The sequence below is a fragment of the Streptomyces sp. BK340 genome (genome assembly GCF_007827595.1).
In the GTDB taxonomy this organism is placed as follows: domain Bacteria; phylum Actinomycetota; class Actinomycetes; order Streptomycetales; family Streptomycetaceae; genus Streptomyces.
In genome coordinates this window covers 111479-133889 of record NZ_VISR01000027.1, presented here as the reverse complement: position 1 = coordinate 133889, position 22411 = coordinate 111479, and the positions used below count along the sequence as shown (strand labels likewise).

Genomic DNA, 22411 nt, shown 5'->3' with positions numbered 1-22411 from the left:
CCCGGCCAGTATCCCATGGGAGGTAAAGCGGTTTTCGTCGACGCAAGTCCGTCTGTGAGAATGGAGCGTCACCCCGTTCAGAAAGAAGGACGTGCCGATCGTGGCTCAGAGCACCGAGACCACCGACTGGGTCTCCCGTTTCGCGGATGAGGTCATCGAGGAGTCGGAGCGTCGGGCCCCGGGCAAACCTGTGGTCGTCGCGTCCGGTCTCTCTCCTTCCGGGCCGATCCACCTGGGCAACCTGCGCGAGGTCATGACCCCGCATCTGGTCGCCGACGAGGTCCGCCGCCGTGGGCACCAGGTCCGCCACCTGATCTCCTGGGACGACTACGACCGGTACCGGAAGGTGCCGGCGGGCGTCCCCGGGGTCGACGAGTCGTGGGCCGAGCACATCGGCAAGCCGCTGACCTCCGTCCCGGCGCCGAAGGGCTCCGCCCACCCGAACTGGGCCGAGCACTTCAAGGCCGCGATGGTCGAGTCGCTCGCCGAGCTGGGCGTCGAGTTCGACGGGATCAGCCAGACCGCGCAGTACACCTCCGGTGTCTACCGCGAGCAGATCCTGCACGCCATGAAGCACCGCGGCGACATCGACGCGATCCTCGCCCAGTACCGGACCAAGCCGAAGGCCGGCAAGAAGCAGCAGCAGAAGGCCGTGGACGAGGCCGAGCTGGAGGCCGAGGAGGGCTCGGGCGCGGCGTCCGAGGACGACGGCAGCTCCGGCTCCGCCGGGTACTTCCCGTACAAGCCGTACTGCGGCAACTGCGAGAAGGACCTGACGACCGTCACCTCGTACGACGACGACACCACCGAGCTGGCGTACACCTGCACGTCCTGCGGGTTCTCCGAGACCGTCCGGCTGAGCGAGTTCAACCGCGGCAAGCTGGTCTGGAAGGTCGACTGGCCGATGCGATGGGCCTTCGAGGGCGTCGTCTTCGAGCCGAGCGGTGTCGACCACTCGTCCCCGGGGTCCTCGTTCCAGGTGGGCGGCCAGATCGTCGGGATCTTCGGCGGCAAGCAGCCCATCGGTCCGATGTACGCGTTCGTCGGCATCTCCGGCATGGCGAAGATGTCGTCCTCGCGGGGTGGCGTACCCACTCCCGCGGACGCTCTGAAGATCATGGAGCCGCAGATCCTGCGCTGGCTGTACGCCCGCCGCCGGCCCAACCAGTCCTTCAAGATCGCCTTCGACCAGGAGATCCAGCGGCTCTACGACGAGTGGGACAAGCTGGCGGGCAAGGTCGCGGACGAGTCCGCGCTGCCGGCCGACGTCGCCGCGTACACGCGGGCCGTGGGTACGGCCGCCGGTGAGCTGGTGAAGACGCCGCGTGCACTGCCGTACCGCACGCTGGCCTCCGTCGCCGACATCACCGCCGGGCACGAGGACCAGGCGCTGCGGATCCTGTCCGAGCTGGACCCGGAGCAGCCGCTGTCCTCGCTGGACGAGGCGCGGCCGCGGTACGACAAGGCCGAGGCGTGGATCAACACGCAGGTCCCCGCCGACCAGCGCACGATCGTCCGGGACGAGCCGGACGCCGAGCTGCTGAAGTCCCTCGACGAGGCGTCCCAGCAGTCGCTGCGGCTGCTGCTCGACGGCCTCGCCGAGCACTGGTCGCTCGACGGGCTGACCCACCTGGTGTACGGCGTGCCCAAGGTGCAGGCCGGGTTCTCGGCCGACGCCACGGCCAAGGAGCTGCCGGCGGAGATCAAGACGGCCCAGCGGTCGTTCTTCGCGCTGCTGTACCACCTGCTGGTCGGACGTGACACCGGCCCCCGTCTGCCCACGCTGCTGCTGGCAGTGGGGCAGGAGCGGGTGCGGCGCCTGCTCGGGGAGTAGACCGCGTCATAGGAGGAGGGGGCGCCCGGTGACACCGGGCGCCCCCTCCTTCGCGTTCACCGGCTCTTCCGTTCACCGGCTCTTCGTGGAGATGCCGCGGGTGGCTTCGAGCAGGGGCAACTTGTGGACACCGTCTGCGGGCTGCTTGTCGGAGGGAGGCCCGTCCGGCTGGACCGACATGACGACGACCAGCTGGTACTCGCCGGGGTGCCTGTCCACGTCGGACCAGGTGGTGCCGGGGCAGAGGCTGTCGAGCGTCAGGGTCTTGACGTAGGGGCGCTTGCCGACGGGGTACAGGAGGGCCGACAGGGGGACCGGACCAGTGTGGGCGACGGGCTTCTGGCGACCGGCGATGACACCGTGCTTGAGCAGGAGCGCTGTGGGCGGGACCTCGGAGATCGGCAGGCTGAGCGCCTGGCTCCGGTCGTGGGCGGTGATCTTGTAGGTGGTCCGCAGGGTGGAGTCCCGGCGCCGCAGGGAAGTGACGGTCAGTTGCAGGGATTTGTCGCGGCCGCTGACGCGGACCGGAGGTGCGACGGTGCCACCGCAGGGGAGGGAGCGGTCCTGGAACTTCAGCGGCGGGGAAGTGGTGGTGGTCGCATCGGGGTGGGCCGGAGCACCGTTCACCGCGTCGGAGTTCCCCCCGCATCCGGCGAGCGCGAACAGCAGGACGGGAACGGCGGGCAGCAGGGTGCGGCGCATGGGTTCCTCCGTGAGAACGTGCGGTGTCGAGAGTGGTGAGAAGCGTCATCCGGCCAGGGGGGCCCGGGCGACGATCACTGAATCGGGGACCCGGGTGCCGGAGGGCGCGGCATTCCGGGCGGCGAGGACGACGGCCACTTCGTAGCCGTCCTTCCACACCGAGTTCCAGGTGGTTCCCGCGCAGGGGCGACCCGGCACGGGCGCGAGCCGGGCGCGGTGCGGGTGGCCGGGGGCGACGGCCACCCGGTTCGTGGTGCTCTCGGATGCCGGTCCGGACGGCTGCTGACCGGCCACGATCCGGCCGTCCTTCAGGACGAGAACCAGTGGCACGCCGGACAGGACCGCCGGGGCGGTCGAGTTCACCGCGTAGGTGACCTGCGGGGCTCCGTCCGGGGCCGCGCGTATGTCGGAGATCCGTACGGTCACGGCTCCGCGGCCGGTACTCGCCGGGATTCTCGCGCCACAGGTGTGACGCGGGAGCCCCGTAGCTGTGCCGCTCGCCGCCGTGGGCTGCCTGTGCAGCGAGCCCATCGGTGTCTCGGTCTCCGGTGTCGAGTCGGACGGCAGCGTGTTCAGCACAATCGCGGCGGCCACGGCCAGACCCGCACCGGCCACGGCGGTGTACCGGGCGCGCCTGCGCCGGCGCACCCGGGTCCGCACGCGCTCGGTGTCGATCTCCGGCGGCGTTGTGCGGTGCGCGGCGGCCAGCAACTGTTCGCGCAGGTCCTCGGGCTTCATGTCTCCAGCCTTTCCTCCGCGACGTGATGCTGTGGTGGCCGCAACTGAGCGCCCAGCCGTGCCAGCGCGTCGCTCAGATGACGCTTGACCGTGCCTTCACCGCAGCCGAGCCGCGCCGCGATGCCCGCGGTGGACATGTCCTCGTAGTAACGGAGCACCACGCAGGCCCGCTGTCTCGGCGACAGCCCGCGCAGGGCGTCCATGAGGTCGACCCGGTGCAGGACGTCCGTGCTGTGGTCGGCGGCCGGCTCCGACGACACGAGCCGTGGAAGCGCGCGGATCCAACGGGTGCGGCGCCGGTGCAGGTCCAGGTAGCGGTTGAGCATCGTGCGACGCACGTATGCCTCCGCCTCCCCCAGTTCCCACGCACGGCGGGGCCGGGAGAAGACCCGTACCAGTGCCTCCTGAACCAGGTCGGCGGCCTCCGCGCGATCGCCGCACAGCAGGAAGCCGTACCGGTTCAGCTCCGCGCCGCGCTCCTGCGCCAGCTCGGACAGCAGCCTCGACCATTCGGCCACATTCCCTCCGATCCCCTCACCCGGTATCACGAACAACTCCCCCGTCCGGTTGGGGCCTTGCGGCCGATGAGTTCGACCGGGCGGGGGAGTGGTCCGTGATGTGGTGCCGCGCAGGAGCCGTACGCACGCGTGAGGGGCACCACGGGCTTCGGGTGTAGCTCCGTGGTGCCCCTCGCGGCGGTGCCGGGTTACTCGGGGGTCAGGCGATGTGGTCGTCCTGCAGTTCCGCCGTGTGGCGGTTGGTGAAGCGGTTGACCATGCGTTCGGCGTCGCGCTGGGGCATGGCGATGCCGAACGTCGCCTCCACGTCGCCGCGGAACTGGCCGGCGGTGGGGTAGCTGCCGTCGATGGACTGACGGAAGACCTGGTAGAAGGCCTCCTCGTCGGGTTCCGGGGGGCCGCCGCCCTCGCCCAGTTCGCGGGTGCGGTTCGGGCCCACCGGGATGGGGAAGCTGCCGGTCTCCTCCGACGGATCGGGCTGCTGGAACTGCTCCTGGGGCTGCTCCTCGTACCAGTCCCCGTACTGTTCCTCGGGAACGTACTGGGGGTCCGGGGGCGGGTTGTAGGCCGGGTCGTAGCCGCCGTGGTAGTCGACCTCGCGCGGGGTCTGGAACCAGGGGCTCTCTTCGTCCGGGATGTTCTCCGGCTCCGCGGTGCGCTGGTGGGGGAGCAGGGGGCGCTGCTCGCCGGGAGGTACCGCCGTGCCCACCTGTGCCGCTCCGGCGGCGTGGCTGCCCGCAGCCATGCCGCCGGGCGCGGGCTGCGCGTAGCCCACCGGCTGCGCACCCGCCGGGGCCAGCTGGGGCTGAGGGGACGGCGGCAGCAGCGCCGGCTCGATGCCCGCCGCCGCCAGGCCCGCCGGGGCCGTCTCCGCCAGGGGCACGCCGTACCGCGCCAGGCGCAGGGGCATCAGGGACTCCACCGGGGCCTTGCGGCGCCATGCCCGGCCGAAGCGGGCGTGCAGCCTCGCCTGGTAGACGAGACGTTCCTGCTCCAGCTTGATGACCTGGTCGTAGGAGCGCAGCTCCCACAGTTTCATGCGGCGCCACAGGAGGAAGGTCGGGACCGGGGAGAGGAGCCAGCGGGTGAGGCGGACGCCCTCCATGTGCTTGTCGGCCGTGATGTCGGCGATGCGGCCGATCGCGTGCCGGGCCGCCTCGACGGCGACCACGAACAGGATCGGGATCACCGCGTGCATGCCCACACCCAGCGGGTCCGGCCAGGCGGCGGCGCCGTTGAAGGCGATGGTCGCAGCCGTCAGGAGCCAGGCCGTCTGGCGCAGCAGCGGGAACGGGATACGGATCCAGGTCAGCAGCAGGTCGAGGGCGAGCAGGACACAGATGCCCGCGTCGATACCGACCGGGAAGACGTAGGAGAAGTTCCCGAAGCCCTTTTTGATGGCCAGCTCACGGACGGCTGCGTACGAACCGGCGAAGCCGATGCCGGCGATGATCAACGCGCCGGAAACGACCACGCCGATGAGTATGCGGTGCATCCGAGTCAGCTGCATTGGCGCGGCCACTCGTACTCCCCTCCCCTTGCGTGTTGTTGCGCGCAACAGAGTGGCATACGCGTGCGACGGACGTGAGGCCGGTCAGTTCTTAGTGGTGGCCGACTTGGACGGAGATGCGCTGGAGGAGGAGGGCTTGGACGCCGGCTTGGAGGGCGAGGAAGAGGGCTTCGTGGAGGAACTCCCCTTGGAACCTTCACCGTTGGCGGCCGAGACCGCCGCGATCGCCTCCTTGACGGCCTTCTCCGCCGCCTTGGTCAGCTCGTTCGCGTCCGGCGTCTTCTCGCCCGCGAGACCGGCGCCGTTGTAGTCGAGCGTGATGACCACGTTCTCGATCCGGGCGACCACCGTCTGCTGCTTGAAGGCGCCCTCCTTCTTCTGCAGGTCGTAGCGCACCGCCGTCGCCTCGGTGCCCGTCCCCGCGACCGGCTGCGACTTGGCGTTCTTCGCGCCGGAGACGCTCCGCGCGTCGCTGACCTGCTGGGCGAAGTACGTGTGGGCCTGGTCGTTGCCCGAGCCGCGGCTCGCGTCCGAGTCGAAGCGCAGCAGGGAGACGTTGAGCCAGCGGAACTGGGAGCCCTTGGTGCCGTTGTTGTCCAGACTGCTCCAGGAGCAGGAGGAGCGGGTGGCGGTGTCGTCGGAGGTGCCCTCCTTGCCTGACTTCGCACCCTTCGGTACCAGATTGCTCAGGGTGTCCTTCGACAGCACCGCGCACGGCTCGGGAAGCTTCTTGTACGCGGCGGGCTGCACGGTCGGGGAGGCGCTCGCGGAGGGCTGCTGCGTGGAGCCGCTGGTCGCGGTCTGCTGGGCGTCGGCGCCGCCCTTGTCCTTGGAGTCGCCGCTGTCCGAGGAGCAGGCGGCGGTGATCAGGACCGCGGGAACGGCTGCCGCGCAGACAAGGGCGCGGCGCAGGCGCTTGGCTCGCTGGTCTCGGGCACGGTCGTCTCGCTGGGCTGCTCGCTGCATGGTTCCTTCACTCGTGACGCTCGGTGGTCGTGCGGGTTCCTGCGGGGCCACCGTACGCGGTGAAGGAGCCGTGCGGTTTCCGTTCGTGCGCTTTGCCGGTGGCGGCGCAAGGGGCCTCGGCGGGGGTCAGCTGCTGAGGGCGTCGGCCAGTTGGGAGGCCAGATCACGGGCCTTGTCCTGCATTTCCTTGCTGTCCGGGACCGTTCCGGTGGCCGTCGGCTGCTCCTCGTACTCGATGGTGACGACGACGTTGGACGTGCGGAACACCACAGTCACCGTCCGCGGTTCGGCGGTCGAGCCGGAGCTGCCCAGCTGGTCGTCCAGATAGGCCTCGTCACCGAGATCGGACAGCACGCGGGGCTGGAGATCGGTCGGAGTGGCGTCCGGGGAGGTCTCCGTGCCGGAGGGGGACGCGTCGTCGCTCGCGGTGGCCGAGGGGGTGGGGGTGGCCGTGGCCGAGCCGGCGGCGGAGGAGGCAGGGGTGGCGGGGGTGGCGGAGCTCGGCTCGGGCAGGTCGGCGGCCGTCTGCTTCTCCAGGAACAGCTTCTGCGCCTGGTCGTCGTCGCTGACCGCGTTGTCGTACGACACCACTCGCTCGAAGTCGACCGCGAGACGGTCGGTGGCGTCGGCGGACTCCACCTTCCAGCGGCAGCCGACCTTGCGGTCGGTGTTGTAGGTGAGTGCGGCGTCGCCCTGGTACGCCCTGTCCTGCTGCTCCGGGTCGGTGAGCTGCTTGATGCCGGGCAGCAGCGAGTCGAGGGTGTCATGGTCGATCACGCCGCACGGCTCGGGGAGGGTGCGGTACTTGCCGGGCTGGGCCGCGACGGTCGCCGTACCGGCGTCGCCGGGGTTGGCGTTGTCCGTCGGGCTGTCGCCGCCGGAGCCGCTCGTGCAGCCGGCCAGCAGTGCCGCGAGGAGGGCGGCGGTGCCGGTTACGTACGCCTTCCGCTGCACGGTCGGTCTCCTCTCGACGGTGTGTACTCGCTCGGTGGTCCAGTGTCCCCGCTGGTTAATGGCTTGCCGCCGCGGGGCGCTCGCTGGACACAATGTGTATCGCACGCACTGCCGTGGACGCCGGTCCTCTGTCCCTTTTCATAGACCTTGGCGCCGCTTTTGCGTTTTGATGCTTTTAAGCCATTTGCTGTTTTGTCGGGGGAATTGAGGAACGTCATGTCGTACGTGGAGATGCCGGGCGCGAAGGTACCGATCCGGATGTGGACGGACCCCGCGACGGTGGAGGACGTGGCCCTGCGTCAGCTCCAGAACGTCGCCACCCTGCCCTGGATCAGGGGCCTGGCCGTGATGCCGGACGTGCACTTCGGAAAGGGTGCGACGGTCGGATCGGTCATCGCCATGCAGGGCGCGGTGTGCCCTGCCGCGGTGGGCGTGGACATCGGCTGCGGGATGTCGGCGGTGAAGACGTCGCTGACCGCCAACGACCTGCCGGGGGATCTGTCGCGGCTGCGGTCGAAGATCGAGCAGGCGATCCCGGTGGGGCGGGGGATGCATGACGCTCCCGTTGAGCCGGGACAGTTCCATGGGCTGGCCACCGCCGGGTGGGGCGAGTTCTGGGGGCGGTTCGACGGGGTTGCCGAGGCGGTGAAGTTCCGGCACGAGCGGGCGGTTGCGCAGATGGGAACTCTCGGCGGGGGAAATCACTTCGTCGAAGTTTGTGTTGATACATCCGGTTCGGTATGGCTCATGCTCCACTCCGGATCCAGGAACATCGGAAAGGAACTCGCCGAGCACCACATCGGCGTCGCCCAGAAGCTCCCGCACAACCAGGGCCTGGTCGACCGCGACCTCGCCGTCTTCGTCGCGGACACCCCGCAGATGGCGGCCTACCGCAACGACCTGTTCTGGGCGCAGGAGTACGCCAAGTACAACCGCGCGCTCATGATGGCGCTCCTGAAGGACGTGGTCCGCAAGGAGTTCAAGAAGGCCAGGCCGACCTTCGAGCAGGAGATCTCCTGCCACCACAACTACGTGGCGGAGGAGCGGTACGAGGACATGGACCTGCTGGTCACCCGCAAGGGCGCGATCCGGGCCGGCTCCGGCGACTACGGGATCATCCCCGGTTCGATGGGCACGGGCTCGTACATCGTCAAGGGCCTCGGGAACGAGCATGCCTTCAACTCGGCCTCGCACGGCGCGGGTCGGCGGATGAGCCGCAACGCGGCCAAGCGGCGCTTCTCGACCAAGGACCTGGAGGACCAGACCCGGGGCGTGGAGTGCCGTAAGGACTCCGGTGTCGTGGACGAGATCCCGGGCGCCTACAAGTCCATCGACCAGGTCATCGACCAGCAGCGGGACCTGGTGGAGGTCGTGGCCAAGCTCAAGCAGGTCGTGTGCGTGAAGGGCTGAGGACGGCCGCCGTGCGTCACTTCGCGTGGCGCACGGCGTAGATCATCACGAACGCCACGAAGTGGATGCCGAAGAGGAAGTAGGCCAGGAAGTACCAGACCTGCCGTTCGTTCTTCGTCTCCTGGGCCAGGCGGCGCCTCTCGGGCGAGTCCTCGTCCGCCATCACAGTTCCCGGTGCACCTTGGTGTTGGAGGCCTGGGCGCGGGGGCGCAGGACCAGCAGGTCCACATTGACGTGGCTGGGGCGGGTGACCGCCCAGGTGATCGTCTCGGCCACGTCGTCGGCGCTGAGGGGCTCGGCCACGCCCTGGTAGACCTTGGCCGCCTTCTCCGCGTCGCCGCCGAAGCGGGTCAGCGCGAACTCGTCCGTCTTGACCATGCCGGGGGCGATCTCGATCACCCGGACCGGCATGCCGACGATCTCCAGGCGCAGGGTCTCGGCGAGGACGTGCGCGCCGTGCTTGGCGGCCACATAGCCACCGCCGCCCTCGTAGGTGCCGTGGCCCGCCGTGGACGACACCACGACCACCACGCCGTCGCCGCTCGCCTCCAGCTTGGGGAGCAGGGCCTGCGTGAGGTTCAGGGTGCCGAGGACGTTCGTCTCGTACATCGAGCGCCAGTCGGCCGGGTCGCCGGTGGCCACCGGGTCCGCGCCCAGCGCCCCGCCGGCGTTGTTGACCAGCACACCGATCGTCTGGAAGGCCGTGGCGAACTCGTCGACCGCGGCGCGGTCCGTCACGTCCAGCTGGTACGCCGTCGCCGAGTGGCCGGCCGCGTTGATCTCCTTCGCCAGCGCCTCGATGCGGTCCACGCGGCGGGCCGTGAGGACGACGCGGTAGCCGGCCTCGGCGAGCTGCCGGGCCGTCGCGGCGCCGATGCCGCTGCTCGCACCCGTGACGACGGCGATGCGGGAGGCTGCGGACGGGGCGGGGGCCATGGGCTGCTCCTGGAAGAGAGAAGGGTCGGCGCTCCGTCCAGCCTAGGCGAGGCTCAGGCGCCGCCTCTCGGGGCCCACATGATCACGGCCATGCCGGCGAGGCAGACGAGGGCACCGGTGATGTCCCAGCGGTCGGGCCGGAAGCCGTCGGCGACCATGCCCCACAGGATCGAGCCGGCCACGAAGATCCCGCCGTACGCGGCCAGGATGCGGCCGAAATGCGCGTCCGGCTGGAAGGTGGCGACGAATCCGTAGGCGCCCAGCGCGAGGACCCCGCCGGTCATCCACAGCCAGCCGCGGTGCTCGCGCACGCCCTGCCAGACCAGCCAGGCGCCGCCGATCTCGAACAGTGCGGCGACGACGAAGAGAGCGGCGGAGCGGAGGATCGACATGCGGGCAGCTTCGCACGCGGGTGCGGTGTCACCTGTTGGACGGCGCCTGACGGCCCGCTCGCGTGGCATACATCCGTACGGCATGCGGGACCAGGTCGAAGGCGAGGTGGCATGCGGATGAGGGCATGGGTGCTGGGTGTGTGCGGTGCCGTGATGGTGGTCGCGGGTGTGGCCGGGCCGGCCGGAGCCGCGGCCGGGCCCGAGGCCGATCTGTCCTTCCACGGGAGCGCCGTCATGAACGGGGACCAGGTGGAGGTCCGGGTCAGTCCGCACAACGACGGGCCCGCGGCCGTGCCGGGTGCGAGTGTGCAGCTGCGCTGGTCGGTGCCGCTCGCCGATCGGCAGCTGCTGCCGGCCGGGTGCGCGCGGACGGACGAGCGGACGCTGGTGTGCGACACCGGGGCGCTGGACGAGGACGGGACCGGGGAGGAGATCGCGGTCGCCGTGCGGCTCGCCGGGGCCCCCTCGGAGTTCACGCTGGAGGTGGACACCGCCTGGAACGGCGGTGCGGTCGACCGGGACCGCTCGAACGACCGGCTGAAGGTCCTCGTCCTCGACACCGGGGACGCGTACGCCTTCTGAGGTGTCCGGATTCCGGGGTGTCCGGACCGTCGTACGATCTCTGCACCACGCAGACGAAGGGGAGTGCGGCATGGCCGGGAACGGGACCGGGCGGTCCGGGCTGCTGGCGGAGCTGTCCGTGGTGTCCCGGCGGTACATGGCGTCGTACGCCCTGTTCAACCAGGCCGTCGCCGACCGGATCGGGCTGCACCCCACCGACCTGCAGTGCCTGAACCTGCTCACGCTGGATGCGGAGCCGGTCACCACGGGCCGGGTCGCGGAGCTGACGGGGCTGACGACCGGGTCGGCGACCCGGCTGGTGGACCGGCTGGAGCGGGCGGGGTACGTCGTACGGCAGCGGGACGAAGCGGACCGGCGGCGGGTGCTGGTGGCCACCGTGCCGGAGAAGATCGCCGAGTTCGGGCGGATGTGGGACTCGCTGGCCGGTGACTGGTCGCGGATCTTCGACGACCTGGACGACACCGAGCTGGCCGTGATCGTCCGGCACATGCAGCGGACGGTGGAGTTCAGCGGGGAGCAGATCGCCCGGCTGCGGGAGGGGCGCGGCTAGGGGGTGTCCTTCGGCCGGTGTGCCGCCCGGGCCACGAGGAGGAGCAGGAGGCCGCAGGCGGCGACTGTGATCCAGCCGGGCCGGGACGCGTGGGCGAGCCCGGCGGCGCTGGTGCCCGCGGCCAGGCCGCCGGCGATCGCGATGCCGATGGCCGAGCCGAGCTGGCGTGCGGTGGAGGTGATGGCCCCGGCCACCCCGGCCCGGGCGGGAGGCAGCCCGCTCACCGCGGTGTTGGTGATCGGGGCGTTGGCGAAGCCGAATCCGGCGCCGATGAGGGCGTAGGCCGCGAGGAGCAGCGGCAGGCCCGTGTGCGGGTCGAGCCCGAGCAGGCCGAGACCGCCCGCGGTGATGAGGCCGCCGGCCAGGAGGAGCGGCAGCCGGGGTCCGGTACGGCCGACCAGGTGCCCGGACAGGGGTGCGCAGACGGTTGCCCCGAGGGCCATGGGGAGGGTCGCGGTACCGGCGGCCAAGGGGGTCCATCCCCGGGTGTGCTGCAGGTAGAGGGTGTTGAGCAGCAGGGTCACGTTCAGGGCGACGAAGACCGCCACGGCGCCGAGGACGGCGCCGCCGAAGGCCGGCCGCCGGAAGAGCCGCAGGTCCATCAGGGGCTCGGGCCGGCGGCTCTCGACCCGCACGAAACCGGCTGTCGCCAGGGCCGCGACCGCGTACGCGGCCAGCGCCGCGGGCGAGGTCCAGCCGATGCGCGGCCCTTCGATGAGGACGGCGACGGTGACCCCGACGACCGCGGTCAGCAGGATCTGACCGGGGACGTCGAGCCGCCGCCCGCCGTTCGCGGCCCGGGACTCCGGCACGAACACCGCGCTGAGGACGAGGGCGGCCACGATGACCGGCGCGTTGATCCAGAACACCGACCGCCAGCCGAACGCCGCGATGAGTGCGCCGCCGGTGACCGGGCCCGCGGCCATGCTGAGCCCGAAGACCGACGCCCAGACGCCGATCGCCTGCGCGCGCTCCCTCGGGTCCGGCATGGCGTTCACCACGATGGCCAGCGCCACGGGGCTCAGCATCGAGGCGCCCACTCCCTGCAGCGCGCGGGCCCCGACGAGCACACCCGCCGACGGTGCGAGCGCGCACAGCAGCGAGGCGGCGCCGAAGACGGCCAGGCCCGACCGGAACACCCGGCGGCGGCCCAGCCGGTCCGCCAGCGCGCCGGAGGAGATCAGGAGACTGGCCAGGACGAGCGTGTACGCGTCCACGGTCCATTCGAGGCTCCGTGTCCCGATGCCCAGACCGTCGCCGACGGCGGGCAGGGCCACGTTGACGATGGTGGTGTCGAGGCCCACCAGGAACATGCTCAGACAGCAGACGGCCAGCACCGTCCAGCGTCTGCGTGCACTGAGGAGGGGCGGCTGGACAGGGTGCGGCGCGGCGATTGCGGTCACGGCCTACCTCGGGGTTCGGGGAGCGTCTGTCCGGCCATGCTGTGGCCGGACACCGGCCGCGCCCCAGCCCTTTTGCCGAGGCGGCAAAAGGCCCGTCCGCCGGCTAGGCGGGGTTCTCCGTGTCGTACCGCTCGCGGGCTTCCTGGACCTCATCGAAGTGGGTCTCCGCCCACGTCTTCACCGCGGTCAGCAGGCCGGAGAGGCTGCGGCCGAGCGGGGTGAGCTCGTAGTCGACCCGGACCGGGACGGACGGGGTGACCGTGCGGGAGACGATGCCGTCCCGCTCCAGGGTGCGCAGGGTCTGGGTGAGCATCTTGGGGCTGACGCCGGCGACCTTGCGGCCGATGTCGCTGTAGCGCATGGGGCCGGGGGCCAGGGCGGCGACGACGAGACCCACCCATTTGTCGCTGAGCCTGCCGAGGAGGTTGTTGGTGGGGCAGGCCGCCAGGAAGGCGTCGTAGTCGATACGGGCCTGCTCGCGCCGCTGGGCCGCGCTCATGGTCGCCATGGCTCTCCTCCGGGTCCCCTACGCACTCTCAGGTAACTACTTACCGATGGATAGTACCTCTCCTATGGTTGGTGCTGCGGCCGGGAAATGGCCACGAAGTAGAGCAAATACCTTGAAATCGGGGAGAGTCGACATGCGTGCTGCTGTGGTGAAGACGTTCGGCGGTCCGGAGGCCGTGGAGATCGTGGACGTGGCGGTGCCCGAGCCGGGGGCGCGGCAGGTGCGGATCAAGGTGGCGGCCGGCGCGGTGAACCCCGTGGACCTGGCCCTGCGGGCCGGTCTCTTCGGCGGCTCGGGCGAGCCCCTGGGACTCGGCTGGGACGTGGCCGGGACGGTGGACGCGGTGGGCGAGGCCGCGGCCTGGCAGGTCGGCGACCAGGTGGTGGCCCTCGCGGCGGGCGTGACCGCCCCGCTGGGCACGCACGCCGAGTACGTCGTCGTACCGGCGGACGCGGCGGCCGAGGCCCCGGCCACGGTCGACGCGGTGCACGCCGGCACCCTGCCCCTGAACGCGCTGACCGCGATCCAGGCTCTCGACCTGATGGAGCTGGCGCCGGGTGCGTCGCTGCTGGTGACCGGTGCGGCGGGCGCGATGGGCGGGTTCGCCGTGCAACTGGCCGCGCACCGCGGGATCAAGGTGACCGGGCAGGCCCGGGCTGCCGACGAGGAGCTGGTGCGGTCCCTCGGTGCCACGGACTTCACGACCGAGGGGCTCGCCCCGGCGAGCGTGGACGCGGTGCTGGACGCGGCGATGCTCGGCGAGCCGGCGCTGGAGTCGGTGCGTGACGGAGGTGTCTTCGTCAGTGCCCGGCCCGGCGGACAGCCCGACTCCGTCCGCGGGGTGCGGACCACGGCCGTGATGGTGAGCGCCGACGGGGCCCGGCTGGCGGAGCTGGCCCGGCTCGTGGACGAGGGGGTGCTGACCCTGCGGGTGGCCGGGACGTACGGCCTGGACGAGGCCGCGAAGGCGCACGCGCGGCTGGCCGGGGGCGGGGTGCGGGGCCGCCTGGTGCTGGTGCCGTAGTGCGGGCGGGGGTGTGCCCCCTAGGGTGCGGACATGAAGATCATGGAGCTGGAGCCGGGGGACCCGCGGCTCGGGACCGAGGTGCTGCCCGTGCTGCGGGAGCTGCGTCCGCATCTGACCGAGGAGCTGTTCGCCCGGGTGTACGCGGAGGGGAGCGCGCAGGGGCTGCGCTTCTCCGCGGCCTATGACGACGACGGGGCCTGCGTGGGGGTGGCCGGCTGGCGGGTGCTGGTCAACACCGTCTCGCTGCGTCAGCTGTACGTCGACGACCTGGTGACCGCCTCGGTCGCCCGGTCCGGCGGGGTCGGCCGCGCGCTCCTCGCACACCTGGAGGAGCGCGGCCGGGCGCTCGGCTGTCAGGAGCTGAACCTCGACTCGGGCACCCAGCGCACCGACGCCCACCGCTTCTACCTGCGCGAACGGATGGAGATCGGGGCCTTCCACTTCGTGAAGCCGCTGTAGGGGGCGCGGGGAATAGCTCGGGCCGGGCCACCGTTCCAGGGGTATAGTTGAACCGTCAACAACCTGGAGGGTGAGCGACCATGCAGTTCGGGATCTTCACGGTCGGCGACGTCACGCCGGACCCCACCACGGGGCGTACGCCGACCGAGCGCGAGCGGATCAAGGCCATGGTCGCCATCGCGCTCAAGGCCGAGGAGGTCGGCCTCGACGTCTTCGCCACCGGCGAGCACCACAACCCGCCGTTCGTCCCGTCGTCCCCGACGACGATGCTCGGCCACATAGCGGCGCGGACGGAGAACCTGATCCTCTCCACCTCCACCACGCTGATCACCACCAACGACCCGGTGAAGATCGCCGAGGACTACGCGATGCTCCAGCACCTGGCCGACGGGCGCGTCGACCTGATGATGGGCCGCGGCAACACCGGCCCGGTCTATCCGTGGTTCGGCCAGGACATTCGTGAGGGCATCAACCTCGCCATCGAGAACTACGCCCTGCTGCGCCGGCTGTGGCGCGAGGACGTCGTCGACTGGGAGGGCAAGTTCCGCACGCCGCTGCAGGGCTTCACCTCCACGCCGCGGCCGCTGGACGACGTGCCGCCATTCGTCTGGCACGGCTCGATCCGCTCCCCGGAGATCGCCGAGCAGGCCGCGTACTACGGCGACGGCTTCTTCCACAACAACATCTTCTGGCCCGCCGACCACACCAAGCGGATGGTCGAGTTCTACCGGAAGCGGTACGCCCACTACGGGCACGGCACTCCGGAGCAGGCGATCGTCGGGCTGGGCGGTCAGGTCTTCATGCGCCGCAACTCGCAGGACGCGGTGCGTGAGTTCCGGCCGTACTTCGACAACGCGCCGGTCTACGGGCACGGGCCGTCGCTGGAGGAGTTCACCGAGCAGACCCCGCTCACGGTGGGCTCCCCGCAGCAGGTGATCGAGAAGACGCTGGGCTTCCGCGAGTACGCCGGCGACTACCAGCGCCAGCTGTTCCTGATGGACCACGCGGGCCTGCCGCTGAAGACCGTGCTCGAACAGCTCGACATGCTGGGCGAGGAGGTCGTACCGGTGCTGCGCAAGGAGTTCGCGAACGGGCGCCCGGCGAACGTGCCGGACGCTCCCACGCACGCTTCCCTGCTGGCCGCCGCCACCGACTCCGCCGCCTCTTCCGAATCCGAAGGAGTGAGCGCCGAATGAAGCTCGTCGTCGTCTCGGCGGGGCTGAGCGTCCCGTCCTCCACCCGGCTGCTGGGCGACCGGCTGGCCGCCGCCGTGGACCGTCGCACGCCCGTCGACATCCAGGTGATCGAGCTGCGCGACCTCGCGGTCGAGATCGCGCACAACTTCACCAACGGGTTCGCCGGCCGCGCCCTGGCCGCCGCGCAGGAAGCGGTGACCGAGGCGGACGGGCTGATCGTGGTCACGCCCGTGTTCAGCGCGTCGTACAGCGGACTGTTCAAGTCGTTCTTCGACGTGCTGGACAAGGACGCCCTGGCGGGCAAGCCGGTGCTGGTCGCGGCGACCGGCGGTACCGCCCGCCACTCCCTGGTGCTGGAGCACGCGCTCCGTCCGCTGTTCGCCTACCTCCGGGCCGTGGTCGTACCCACCGCCGTGTACGCCGCCTCGGAGGACTGGGGTGCGGAGGGCCTGCCCGAGCGGACCGAGCGGGCGGCGGGGGAGCTGGCGGCCCTGATGCAGGGGCTGTCGGCGGCCCGGCCTGCCGAGGACGGCCTCCCGGCCGAGGACGACCTCGCGGTCGTGCCGTTCGCGGAGCAGCTGGCCCGGCTCGGGGCGTGACGGTGAAAAGACGGTAGGCCTCCGCTCCGGGTTGCTCCTGTGACGGTGAGAGACGGGTAAAAAGGGTGATCGTAGACCCGCTCGTCCCCGCCGAACCGGCGGAGGCCTTGGCAGACTGGGGACGTGCCCCAGAATGTGCTGCTCGCCGAAGACGACCGTGCCATCCGTCATGCCCTGGAGCGGGCCCTCACCCTGGAGGGGTACGAGGTGACGGCGGTGGCCGACGGCGTGGAAGCGCTGGCACAGGCCCACCGGACCCCGCCGGACGTCCTCGTGCTGGACGTGATGATGCCGGGCATCGACGGGCTCCAGGTCTGCCGGGTGCTGCGGGCCGAGGGCGACCGCACCCCGATCCTCATGCTCACCGCCCTGGTGGAGACCGCCGACCGCATCGCGGGCCTGGACGCCGGCGCCGACGACTACGTGGTCAAGCCGTTCGACGTGGAAGAGGTCTTCGCACGGCTGCGGGCCCTGCTGCGCCGCACCAGCCCGGTACCCGCGGGTGCCGGCGGCGCCACGGGCACCGGCGGTGAGGGCGGGCGGGACGTCCAGGTCTCCGACCGGCAGGTGGAGGCCGCCGGGATCCGGATGGACCTCCAGGCCCGCCGGGCCTGGCGCGGCCGGCGGGAGCTGGAGCTGACCCGCACCGAGTTCGAGCTGCTGGAGCTGCTGGTCCGCAACGCGGGCATCGTCCTCGACCACTCCACGATCTACGACCGCATCTGGGGCTACGACTTCGGTCCCGGCTCGAAGAACCTCGCCGTGTACGTCGGCTACCTGCGCCGCAAGCTGGACGAGCCCGGGGCTCCCCAGCTGATCCACACCGTCCGTGGCGTGGGTTACGTGCTGCGGGAGGACTAGTGGGCCGCCGCTGGCGGCTGCCGGCCGGGCCCCGGCCGAGGCTCGTGTCCCTGCGCACCACCTTCGCGGTGTCCTTCGCGGCCGTCACCGCCGCCGTGACCATCCTCGTCGGCATCCTGTCCTACGGCTCCGCCGCGCGCCTGGTCCGGGTCGACCAGCAGTCGGTGTTCACCCAGGTCGTCCAGGACGTGCAGGACGAGGTGCGGCAGCACGAGATGGTCCCCGAGGACTTCTCCTCCTCCCGCCCCGGCCATGATCTGGTCCGGCCGGCCCGGACCGACGTACAGGTGCTCGGCGCGCAGGGGCAGATCGTCGACCACGGCAGTCCGGTGCTGCCCGTCACCGTCCGGGACAAGGGCGTGGCCACCGCGCAGGGGGCCGGCAAGGTGGTCCAGCACAAGGACGTCCGCGTCGGCGAGGACCTGTTCCGCATCGCCACCGTCTCCCTCGGGGACGGGAAGGGCGCGGTGCAGGTCGCGCAGGAGTTCAGCGACACCGAGGACCTGCTGCGGGCGCTGCAGCAGCGGACGCTGATCCTGATGGCGGCGGTCGTGGTCGCCGCGGGGCTGTTCGGCTGGTGGCTGGCCCGCCGGATCACCATGCGGCTGGTGATACTCACCTCCGCCGCCGAGGACGTGGCGCGCACCCGCCGGCTGGGCATCGAGGTGCCGGTCGCGGGCCTGGACGAGGTGGGCCGGCTCGGCCGTGCCTTCGACCGGATGCTCGGCAGGCTCGCCCAGTCGGAGGAGGACCAGCGCCGGCTGGTCCAGGACGCCGGGCACGAGCTGCGGACACCGCTGACCTCGCTGCGTACGAACATCTCGCTGCTGCGCAGGATCGACGAGCTTCCCCCGGCGACCCGGGAGGAACTCGTCGCCGACCTCACCCAGGAGGCCCGGGAGCTGACCGACCTGGTCAACGAGCTGGTCGATCTCGCGGCCGGACAGTCCGACTCCGAGCCGCCGCAGCGGGTGGACCTCGCCGACATCGCCGAGGACGTGATGGGGCTGGCCAAGCGGCGCACCGGCCGGGAGATCGTGCTGCGCACCAGCGGTGACACGCGTACCGACGGGCGGCCCGGGATGCTGCAGCGGGCCCTGTCCAACCTGGTCGAGAACGCGGCGAAGTTCGACCGTGACGGCAAGGCGCCCATCGAGATCGGCATCACCGGGCCCGCGCGGCTCGGGACCGTCCGGGTCGAGGTCCTCGACCGGGGTCCCGGTATCGCCGAGGGCGACCTGATCCGTATCTTCGACCGCTTCTACCGTGCTGCCGACGCGCGGTCCCTGCCGGGGTCGGGGCTCGGCCTGTCCATCGTCCGCGAGGTCGCCATGGCGCATGGCGGCGCGCCCTTCGCCTTCCGGCGGGAAGGGGGCGGGGCGGTCATCGGGTTCACGGTGGGCGGGGGGATCGTGGGGAGCGGGGGGCACTGAGGGCATCCGGGGCGGGACGCCTCGGCTTCGCCTTCGGAGGGGTTCCGGTTCCCACCCACACCACCCGTGCGGCTTTCGTCGCCGGGTGCGGGCCCCCTGCCGGGCGGGTTCGTCGTTGGCGGGTGCGGGCTCCCTGCCGGGCGGGCTCGTGGTTGGCGGGTGCGGGGTCGGGTGGGGTGTGGGTGGTGCCTGGGCGCCATTCACCGTCGATGTACTGCTGGGCCTTGTGGGGCGGGATCGGCGTCCGACGGTGGGGCCTGGTCGTCGGCGGTGGCCTGCTCCGTGGGCGAGGTCTGTTGCCGGTGGCTCGGTGGGGTCATGATCGGAGCGGGAGTCGACCTCGGGAGGGGAGCCGTCGTGCTCAGTGATCAGGAGGCTGCCGTTCTCGCGTGTGTCGACGAGGCGGCCGTCGGGCGGATGCTGCTGGAGCTGATCGCGGTTCCGAGCGTGACCGGGAGTGCCGCCGAGTCGGAGATCCAGCACCTGCTGGCGGGGTGGCTGGAGCGGCTCGGGCTCGACATCGACCTGTGGTCCATGGATCTGCCCGCGCTGCTGGCCGACCCGGCGTTTCCCGGCATGGAGGTGCCGCGTACGGAGGCGTGGGGCCTGGTGGGGCTCAGCGAGGGGGGCGGGGACGGGCCGACGCTGGTCCTGCAGGGGCATGTGGACGTCGCGCCGCCCGGGGACCTCGCCGCCTGGGACGGGGATCCGTTCGTGCCGAGGGTGACCGGGGACGTCGTGCACGGGCGCGGAACCTGTGACATGAAGGCGGGGATCGTCGCACATCTGGCCGCGCTGGCCGCCGTACGCGCCGCCGGGGTGCGGTTGCGGGGGCGTGTCGCCGTGCACTTCGTCGTCGGCGAGGAGGACGGGGGGATCGGCGCTTTCGGGACTCTGAAGCGGGGCTACCGCGGCGATGCCTGCGTCATCACCGAGCCCACCGGTGGGACCCTCATCACCGCCAACGCCGGGGCCCTGACCTTCCGCCTCTCCGTGCCCGGCCGGGCCGCGCACGCAAGTTCCCGGGACGCCGGGGTCAGTGCGATCGATGCCTATGTGCCGCTGCACGAGGCGCTGTCCCGGCTGGAGACCGCCCGCAACGCCGGGCCCTCGCCGCTGATGGCCGAGTATCCGATCCCGTACGCCCTTTCCGTCGGGACCCTGCGCTCCGGGGACTGGGCGAGCAGCGTGCCCGATCTGCTGGTCGCCGAGGGGCGGCTCGGGGTGCGGCTGGGGGAGGAGCCGGGCGAGGCACGGGCGGAGTTCGAGCGGTGCGTGGCCGAGGTGTGCGCCGGTCATCCCTGGCTGCGGGAGCACCCGGCGAAGGTGAGCTGGCCGGGCGGGCAGTTCGCGAGCGGGCGGCTTCCGGAGGGGCATCCGCTGCGCGACGAGGTGCGCGACGCCTGCGCCGACGCCAACGGCTGGGCCACCCGGCCCCGGGAGCGCGGGGCGCCGTACGGCAGCGACCTGCGGCTGTACGCGGGGGCCGGGATCCCGACCCTGCAGTACGGGCCGGGAGACGTCCGGGTCGCGCACAGCCCCCGGGAGTCCGTGTCCCTCCGTGAGGTGGTGGAGGTGGCGCGCACGCTCGTGCTCACCGTGCTGCGGACTACCGGGGTGAAGTGAGCTCCGGGCAGCCGGACTGCCTGCGGCGGGTGAGGGCCGGCAGGGCGGGCGGGGTGAGGAAGCCCTCCGCCCGGGCGCTGGCCAGGCCGATGCGGGGGATGTCGCTGCTCTTCGCGAAGAGCAGGAAGCGCGGCTCCCAGACCGGGCGGTACTTGGCGTTCGCGCGGTACAGGGACTCGATCTGCCACCAGCGGGAGAAGAAGGTGAGGACCGAGCGCCAGAGGCGGAGCACGGGCCCGGCGCCGAGACGGGAGCCGCGTTCGAAGACCGAGCGGAACATCGCGAAGTTCAGGGACACCCGGCCGACGCCCAGCTCCTCGGCCCGCAGCAGGAGTTCCACGACCATGTACTCCATCAGGCCGTTCTCGCAGTCGCGGTCGCGGCGCATCAGGTCGAGGGAGAGACCGGCCTCGCCCCAGGGGACGAAGCTGAGCAGGGCCCGGGGCACGTCGTCCGCGTCCCGGCACTCCAGCATGACGCAGCGGCCGTCGCCGGGGTCGCCGAGGCGCCCCAGGGCCATGGAGAAGCCGCGTTCGGTGGCGCCGTCGCGCCAGTGGTCGGCGCGGTCGACGAGGAGGGCCATCTCCTCGTCGGGGATCTCCTCGTGGCGGCGGATGCGGACCGTGTAGCCGGCCCGGCGGACACGGTTGTGAGCCTGCCTGACCACCCGCATGGCCCGGCCTTCGAGGGTGAAGTCGGACAGGTCGACGATCGCCTCGTCGCCCAGTTCCAGGGCGTCCAGACCGTGGCGGGAGTAGATGGTGCCCGCCTCCTCGCTCGCGCCCATGACGGCCGGGGTCCAGGCGTGGCGGCGGGCCTCGGCCAGCCAGGCGTCGATGGCGCCGGGCCAGGCCTCGGGGTCGCCGATGGGGTCGCCGGAGGCCAGGCTGACGCCGCCGACGACACGGTAGGTGACGGCCGCCTTGCCGCTGGGGGAGAAGATGACGGCCTTGTCGCGGCGCAGGGCGAAGTAGCCGAGGGAGTCGCGTTCGCCGTGCCGGTCCAGCAGCGCACGCAGCTTCCGCTCGTCCTCCTGCGCCAGCAGGCACTCGCCGCGCGGAGCACGGAAGCAGGCGTAGAGGACCAGGAGGAAGGTCGCCGCGACCAGGACGTTGACGATCACGTCCGTCCAGCGGGGTGCGTCGACGGCGGCGACGCGGTCGGCGAGCGGGCCGACGCTGATGCCGCGCAGCAGGGTGTAGGCGATCTCGTCCTCGAGGGTGGCCCCGGGCAGCTTGTTGGTCGCGTGCACGAGCAGCGTGCCGAGGGCGGCGCTGAGCAGCGCGCCGCCGGTGCCCACGGCGAGCGCCAGGCGCGGGTTGGACCGGTCGCCGATCGCGTCGAACTCGCGCCGGCCGATCAGCAGGGCGGTCACGAACAGGCCGGTCAGAGCGGCGGAGAGCCAGTTGAAGACGTGCTCGCGGTAGGGGTCGCGGGTGAGGGCGAGGACGTAGAGGGAGAAGAGCGGACCGGCAAGGAGGAGGTTGAAGACCCAGGCCGCTCGCTTGCGGCGGCGCATCACGATCGCGAGGAAGAGGGCGAGGGCCGCCGAACCCAGGCCGGCGGTGGCCAGGTAGGGCGTGAAGAACGCGCCTCCGTTGTGCTCGTGCACCTCCTCGCGGAACGGCAGCGAGACGACCGCCGCGATGTTGAGCACCACCTGCAGCCGCAGGTACCAGACGGTGGCGGTCGCCGCCCGCTTCCGGAGCCGGCCGTCGCCGGCGGACGGGAAGGGGATGCGGGCACGGCGGTTGCGCTGAGCGGGGACCTGTGGGGTGGTCAGGCTCGACTGTTGTGCGGGCATGGTGGCGGGCACCTTGGGGAGGGGGACGGGGCTACGCTGACCCTACAGATCGTAGGGTAGCGCGCATGTGTACAGGTGTACACATGCCTGCTTCACAGGATCTCATCCCGGACCTTGGCCGCCCCGCCGGGCCGCCGCAAGGGTCCACGCCAGATTGCCCGCCGCCGCCCCGGCCGCCACGGCGGCGACGATCACCCCGCCGGTCGCCAGGCCGTCGCTGAACAGGTGCGGGCGCCGGTCGAGGCTGTGCAGCCCGAAGCCGCACAGCTCGTACACGCCGACGGCGGCGACGAGAAGGCTGACGATCAGCAGGGTCAGCGTCGGGGCGAGAGCGCGTACACAGACCTCCTCCGCCGGGCTCGGTTTCGCTTCCGTGTCCTGCATGGTGCTCCCCCGGTGAACG

General features: G+C 71.6%; 24 protein-coding genes. 11 read left to right on the top strand and 13 right to left on the bottom strand.

Translation table 11 applies throughout. The features are described 5' to 3' along the window. Window positions 1–91: 91 nt before the first annotated feature. The gene (lysS, locus tag FB157_RS35995; protein WP_145884917.1) at window positions 92–1834 is read left to right on the top strand and encodes a lysine--tRNA ligase; all 1743 of its coding nucleotides are present in this window, start codon (window positions 92–94) and stop codon (window positions 1832–1834) included. Between the two features lie 72 nt (window positions 1835–1906). Here lysS and FB157_RS35990 read toward each other — a convergent pair whose 3' ends face one another. The 6 genes from FB157_RS35990 to FB157_RS35965 form a co-directional block, all read right to left on the bottom strand. Then, entirely contained in the window at window positions 1907–2536 is a 630-nt protein-coding gene (locus FB157_RS35990) for a hypothetical protein (RefSeq protein WP_145884916.1), read from the bottom strand. Between the two features lie 45 nt (window positions 2537–2581). Then, the gene (locus FB157_RS35985) at window positions 2582–3274 is read right to left on the bottom strand and encodes a hypothetical protein (protein ID WP_145884915.1); all 693 of its coding nucleotides are present in this window, start codon (window positions 3272–3274) and stop codon (window positions 2582–2584) included. Continuing rightward, entirely contained in the window at window positions 3271–3792 is a 522-nt protein-coding gene (locus FB157_RS35980; RefSeq protein ID WP_145884914.1) for a SigE family RNA polymerase sigma factor, read from the bottom strand. The genes FB157_RS35985 and FB157_RS35980 overlap by 4 nt, the downstream gene beginning before the upstream one ends. Window positions 3793–3991: 199 nt before the next feature. Further along, window positions 3992–5302 (bottom strand): DUF2637 domain-containing protein, encoded by a 1311-nt coding sequence (locus tag FB157_RS35975; RefSeq protein ID WP_186581843.1) that lies wholly within the window; start codon window positions 5300–5302, stop codon window positions 3992–3994. Window positions 5303–5386: 84 nt separating this feature from the next. Continuing rightward, window positions 5387–6268 (bottom strand): DUF3558 family protein, encoded by an 882-nt coding sequence (locus FB157_RS35970; RefSeq protein WP_145884913.1) that lies wholly within the window; start codon window positions 6266–6268, stop codon window positions 5387–5389. 126 nt (window positions 6269–6394) lie between these two features. Next, entirely contained in the window at window positions 6395–7222 is an 828-nt protein-coding gene (locus FB157_RS35965) for a DUF3558 domain-containing protein (RefSeq protein WP_145884912.1), read from the bottom strand. Window positions 7223–7438: 216 nt separating this feature from the next. Here FB157_RS35965 and FB157_RS35960 point away from each other — a divergent pair, with 216 nt between their 5' ends. Next, window positions 7439–8632, top strand: coding sequence for an RtcB family protein (locus tag FB157_RS35960; protein ID WP_145884911.1), 1194 nt, complete (start codon window positions 7439–7441; stop codon window positions 8630–8632). 16 nt (window positions 8633–8648) lie between these two features. Here the strand turns inward: FB157_RS35960 and FB157_RS47680 are convergent, their stop codons facing one another. Genes FB157_RS47680 through FB157_RS35950 form a run of 3 tightly spaced genes read right to left on the bottom strand, consistent with a single transcriptional unit; the run spans window position 8649 to window position 9960 of the window. Further along, complete coding sequence (locus FB157_RS47680; protein ID WP_186581842.1) at window positions 8649–8795, bottom strand: hypothetical protein; 147 nt, start codon at window positions 8793–8795, stop codon at window positions 8649–8651. After that, window positions 8795–9568, bottom strand: coding sequence for an SDR family NAD(P)-dependent oxidoreductase (locus tag FB157_RS35955; protein ID WP_145884910.1), 774 nt, complete (start codon window positions 9566–9568; stop codon window positions 8795–8797). Before FB157_RS35955 ends, FB157_RS47680 begins: the two co-directional genes overlap by 1 nt. Before the next feature lie 53 nt (window positions 9569–9621). After that, window positions 9622–9960, bottom strand: a complete 339-nt coding sequence (locus FB157_RS35950) for a YnfA family protein (protein ID WP_145884909.1) — start codon at window positions 9958–9960, stop codon at window positions 9622–9624. Window positions 9961–10077: 117 nt separating this feature from the next. Here FB157_RS35950 and FB157_RS35945 point away from each other — a divergent pair, with 117 nt between their 5' ends. Continuing rightward, window positions 10078–10542: a hypothetical protein gene (locus tag FB157_RS35945; RefSeq protein ID WP_145884908.1), complete on the top strand. Its 465-nt coding sequence runs from the start codon at window positions 10078–10080 to the stop codon at window positions 10540–10542. 70 nt (window positions 10543–10612) lie between these two features. After that, the gene (locus FB157_RS35940) at window positions 10613–11092 is read left to right on the top strand and encodes a MarR family winged helix-turn-helix transcriptional regulator (RefSeq protein ID WP_145884907.1); all 480 of its coding nucleotides are present in this window, start codon (window positions 10613–10615) and stop codon (window positions 11090–11092) included. Here FB157_RS35940 and FB157_RS35935 read toward each other — a convergent pair. Both FB157_RS35935 and FB157_RS35930 read right to left on the bottom strand, forming a co-directional pair. Next, on the bottom strand, window positions 11089–12495 hold the full coding sequence (locus FB157_RS35935) for an MFS transporter (RefSeq protein ID WP_261386751.1): 1407 nt from the start codon (window positions 12493–12495) through the stop codon (window positions 11089–11091). The genes FB157_RS35940 and FB157_RS35935 overlap by 4 nt on opposite strands. A 103-nt stretch (window positions 12496–12598) precedes the next feature. Then, the gene (locus FB157_RS35930) at window positions 12599–13003 is read right to left on the bottom strand and encodes a helix-turn-helix domain-containing protein (protein WP_145884906.1); all 405 of its coding nucleotides are present in this window, start codon (window positions 13001–13003) and stop codon (window positions 12599–12601) included. Between the two features lie 133 nt (window positions 13004–13136). On the opposite strand from FB157_RS35930, the gene FB157_RS35925 reads away from it, so the two are divergent. From FB157_RS35925 to FB157_RS35895, 7 genes are all read left to right on the top strand, one after another. Beyond that, a complete protein-coding gene (locus tag FB157_RS35925; RefSeq protein WP_145884905.1) occupies window positions 13137–14027 on the top strand; it encodes an NADP-dependent oxidoreductase in 891 nt (296 codons plus the stop codon). 33 nt (window positions 14028–14060) lie between these two features. Next, window positions 14061–14489, top strand: coding sequence for a GNAT family N-acetyltransferase (locus tag FB157_RS35920; RefSeq protein ID WP_145884904.1), 429 nt, complete (start codon window positions 14061–14063; stop codon window positions 14487–14489). An 80-nt stretch (window positions 14490–14569) separates the two neighbouring features. Further along, on the top strand, window positions 14570–15685 hold the full coding sequence (locus tag FB157_RS35915; protein ID WP_145884903.1) for an LLM class flavin-dependent oxidoreductase: 1116 nt from the start codon (window positions 14570–14572) through the stop codon (window positions 15683–15685). Continuing rightward, a complete protein-coding gene (locus FB157_RS35910) occupies window positions 15682–16284 on the top strand; it encodes an FMN reductase (RefSeq protein WP_145884902.1) in 603 nt (200 codons plus the stop codon). Before FB157_RS35915 ends, FB157_RS35910 begins: the two co-directional genes overlap by 4 nt. A gap of 123 nt (window positions 16285–16407) precedes the next feature. After that, window positions 16408–17145: a response regulator transcription factor gene (locus FB157_RS35905; RefSeq protein WP_145884901.1), complete on the top strand. Its 738-nt coding sequence runs from the start codon at window positions 16408–16410 to the stop codon at window positions 17143–17145. Next, window positions 17145–18578 carry a HAMP domain-containing sensor histidine kinase gene (locus FB157_RS35900; RefSeq protein WP_145884900.1) on the top strand — a complete coding sequence of 478 codons (1434 nt, stop codon included), beginning with the start codon at window positions 17145–17147 and terminating at the stop codon, window positions 18576–18578. The genes FB157_RS35905 and FB157_RS35900 overlap by 1 nt, the downstream gene beginning before the upstream one ends. 357 nt (window positions 18579–18935) lie before the next feature. Then, window positions 18936–20204, top strand: a complete 1269-nt coding sequence (locus tag FB157_RS35895) for an ArgE/DapE family deacylase (protein ID WP_261386750.1) — start codon at window positions 18936–18938, stop codon at window positions 20202–20204. On the opposite strand, the gene FB157_RS35890 is transcribed toward FB157_RS35895, so the two are convergent. Together FB157_RS35890 and FB157_RS35885 are read right to left on the bottom strand one after the other, a co-directional pair. Continuing rightward, complete coding sequence (locus FB157_RS35890) at window positions 20188–22008, bottom strand: phosphatidylglycerol lysyltransferase domain-containing protein (RefSeq protein ID WP_145884898.1); 1821 nt, start codon at window positions 22006–22008, stop codon at window positions 20188–20190. The genes FB157_RS35895 and FB157_RS35890 overlap by 17 nt on opposite strands. A gap of 102 nt (window positions 22009–22110) precedes the next feature. Next, window positions 22111–22392, bottom strand: a complete 282-nt coding sequence (locus tag FB157_RS35885) for a hypothetical protein (RefSeq protein ID WP_145884897.1) — start codon at window positions 22390–22392, stop codon at window positions 22111–22113. Window positions 22393–22411: the final 19 nt, after the last annotated feature.

Coding starts and splice junctions, on each gene's coding strand:
- FB157_RS35990 (WP_145884916.1), bottom strand. CDS start 2,536: ATGCGCCGCACCCTGCTGCCCGCCGTTCCCGTCCTGCTGTTCGCGCTC.
- FB157_RS35985 (WP_145884915.1), bottom strand. CDS start 3,274: ATGAAGCCCGAGGACCTGCGCGAACAGTTGCTGGCCGCCGCGCACCGC.
- FB157_RS35975 (WP_186581843.1), bottom strand. CDS start 5,302: ATGCAGCTGACTCGGATGCACCGCATACTCATCGGCGTGGTCGTTTCC.
- FB157_RS35970 (WP_145884913.1), bottom strand. CDS start 6,268: ATGCAGCGAGCAGCCCAGCGAGACGACCGTGCCCGAGACCAGCGAGCC.
- FB157_RS35960 (WP_145884911.1), top strand. CDS start 7,439: ATGTCGTACGTGGAGATGCCGGGCGCGAAGGTACCGATCCGGATGTGG.
- FB157_RS47680 (WP_186581842.1), bottom strand. CDS start 8,795: ATGGCGGACGAGGACTCGCCCGAGAGGCGCCGCCTGGCCCAGGAGACG.
- FB157_RS35955 (WP_145884910.1), bottom strand. CDS start 9,568: ATGGCCCCCGCCCCGTCCGCAGCCTCCCGCATCGCCGTCGTCACGGGT.
- FB157_RS35950 (WP_145884909.1), bottom strand. CDS start 9,960: ATGTCGATCCTCCGCTCCGCCGCTCTCTTCGTCGTCGCCGCACTGTTC.
- FB157_RS35945 (WP_145884908.1), top strand. CDS start 10,078: ATGAGGGCATGGGTGCTGGGTGTGTGCGGTGCCGTGATGGTGGTCGCG.
- FB157_RS35940 (WP_145884907.1), top strand. CDS start 10,613: ATGGCCGGGAACGGGACCGGGCGGTCCGGGCTGCTGGCGGAGCTGTCC.
- FB157_RS35930 (WP_145884906.1), bottom strand. CDS start 13,003: ATGGCGACCATGAGCGCGGCCCAGCGGCGCGAGCAGGCCCGTATCGAC.
- FB157_RS35925 (WP_145884905.1), top strand. CDS start 13,137: ATGCGTGCTGCTGTGGTGAAGACGTTCGGCGGTCCGGAGGCCGTGGAG.
- FB157_RS35920 (WP_145884904.1), top strand. CDS start 14,061: ATGAAGATCATGGAGCTGGAGCCGGGGGACCCGCGGCTCGGGACCGAG.
- FB157_RS35915 (WP_145884903.1), top strand. CDS start 14,570: ATGCAGTTCGGGATCTTCACGGTCGGCGACGTCACGCCGGACCCCACC.
- FB157_RS35910 (WP_145884902.1), top strand. CDS start 15,682: ATGAAGCTCGTCGTCGTCTCGGCGGGGCTGAGCGTCCCGTCCTCCACC.
- FB157_RS35890 (WP_145884898.1), bottom strand. CDS start 22,008: ATGCCCGCACAACAGTCGAGCCTGACCACCCCACAGGTCCCCGCTCAG.
- FB157_RS35885 (WP_145884897.1), bottom strand. CDS start 22,392: ATGCAGGACACGGAAGCGAAACCGAGCCCGGCGGAGGAGGTCTGTGTA.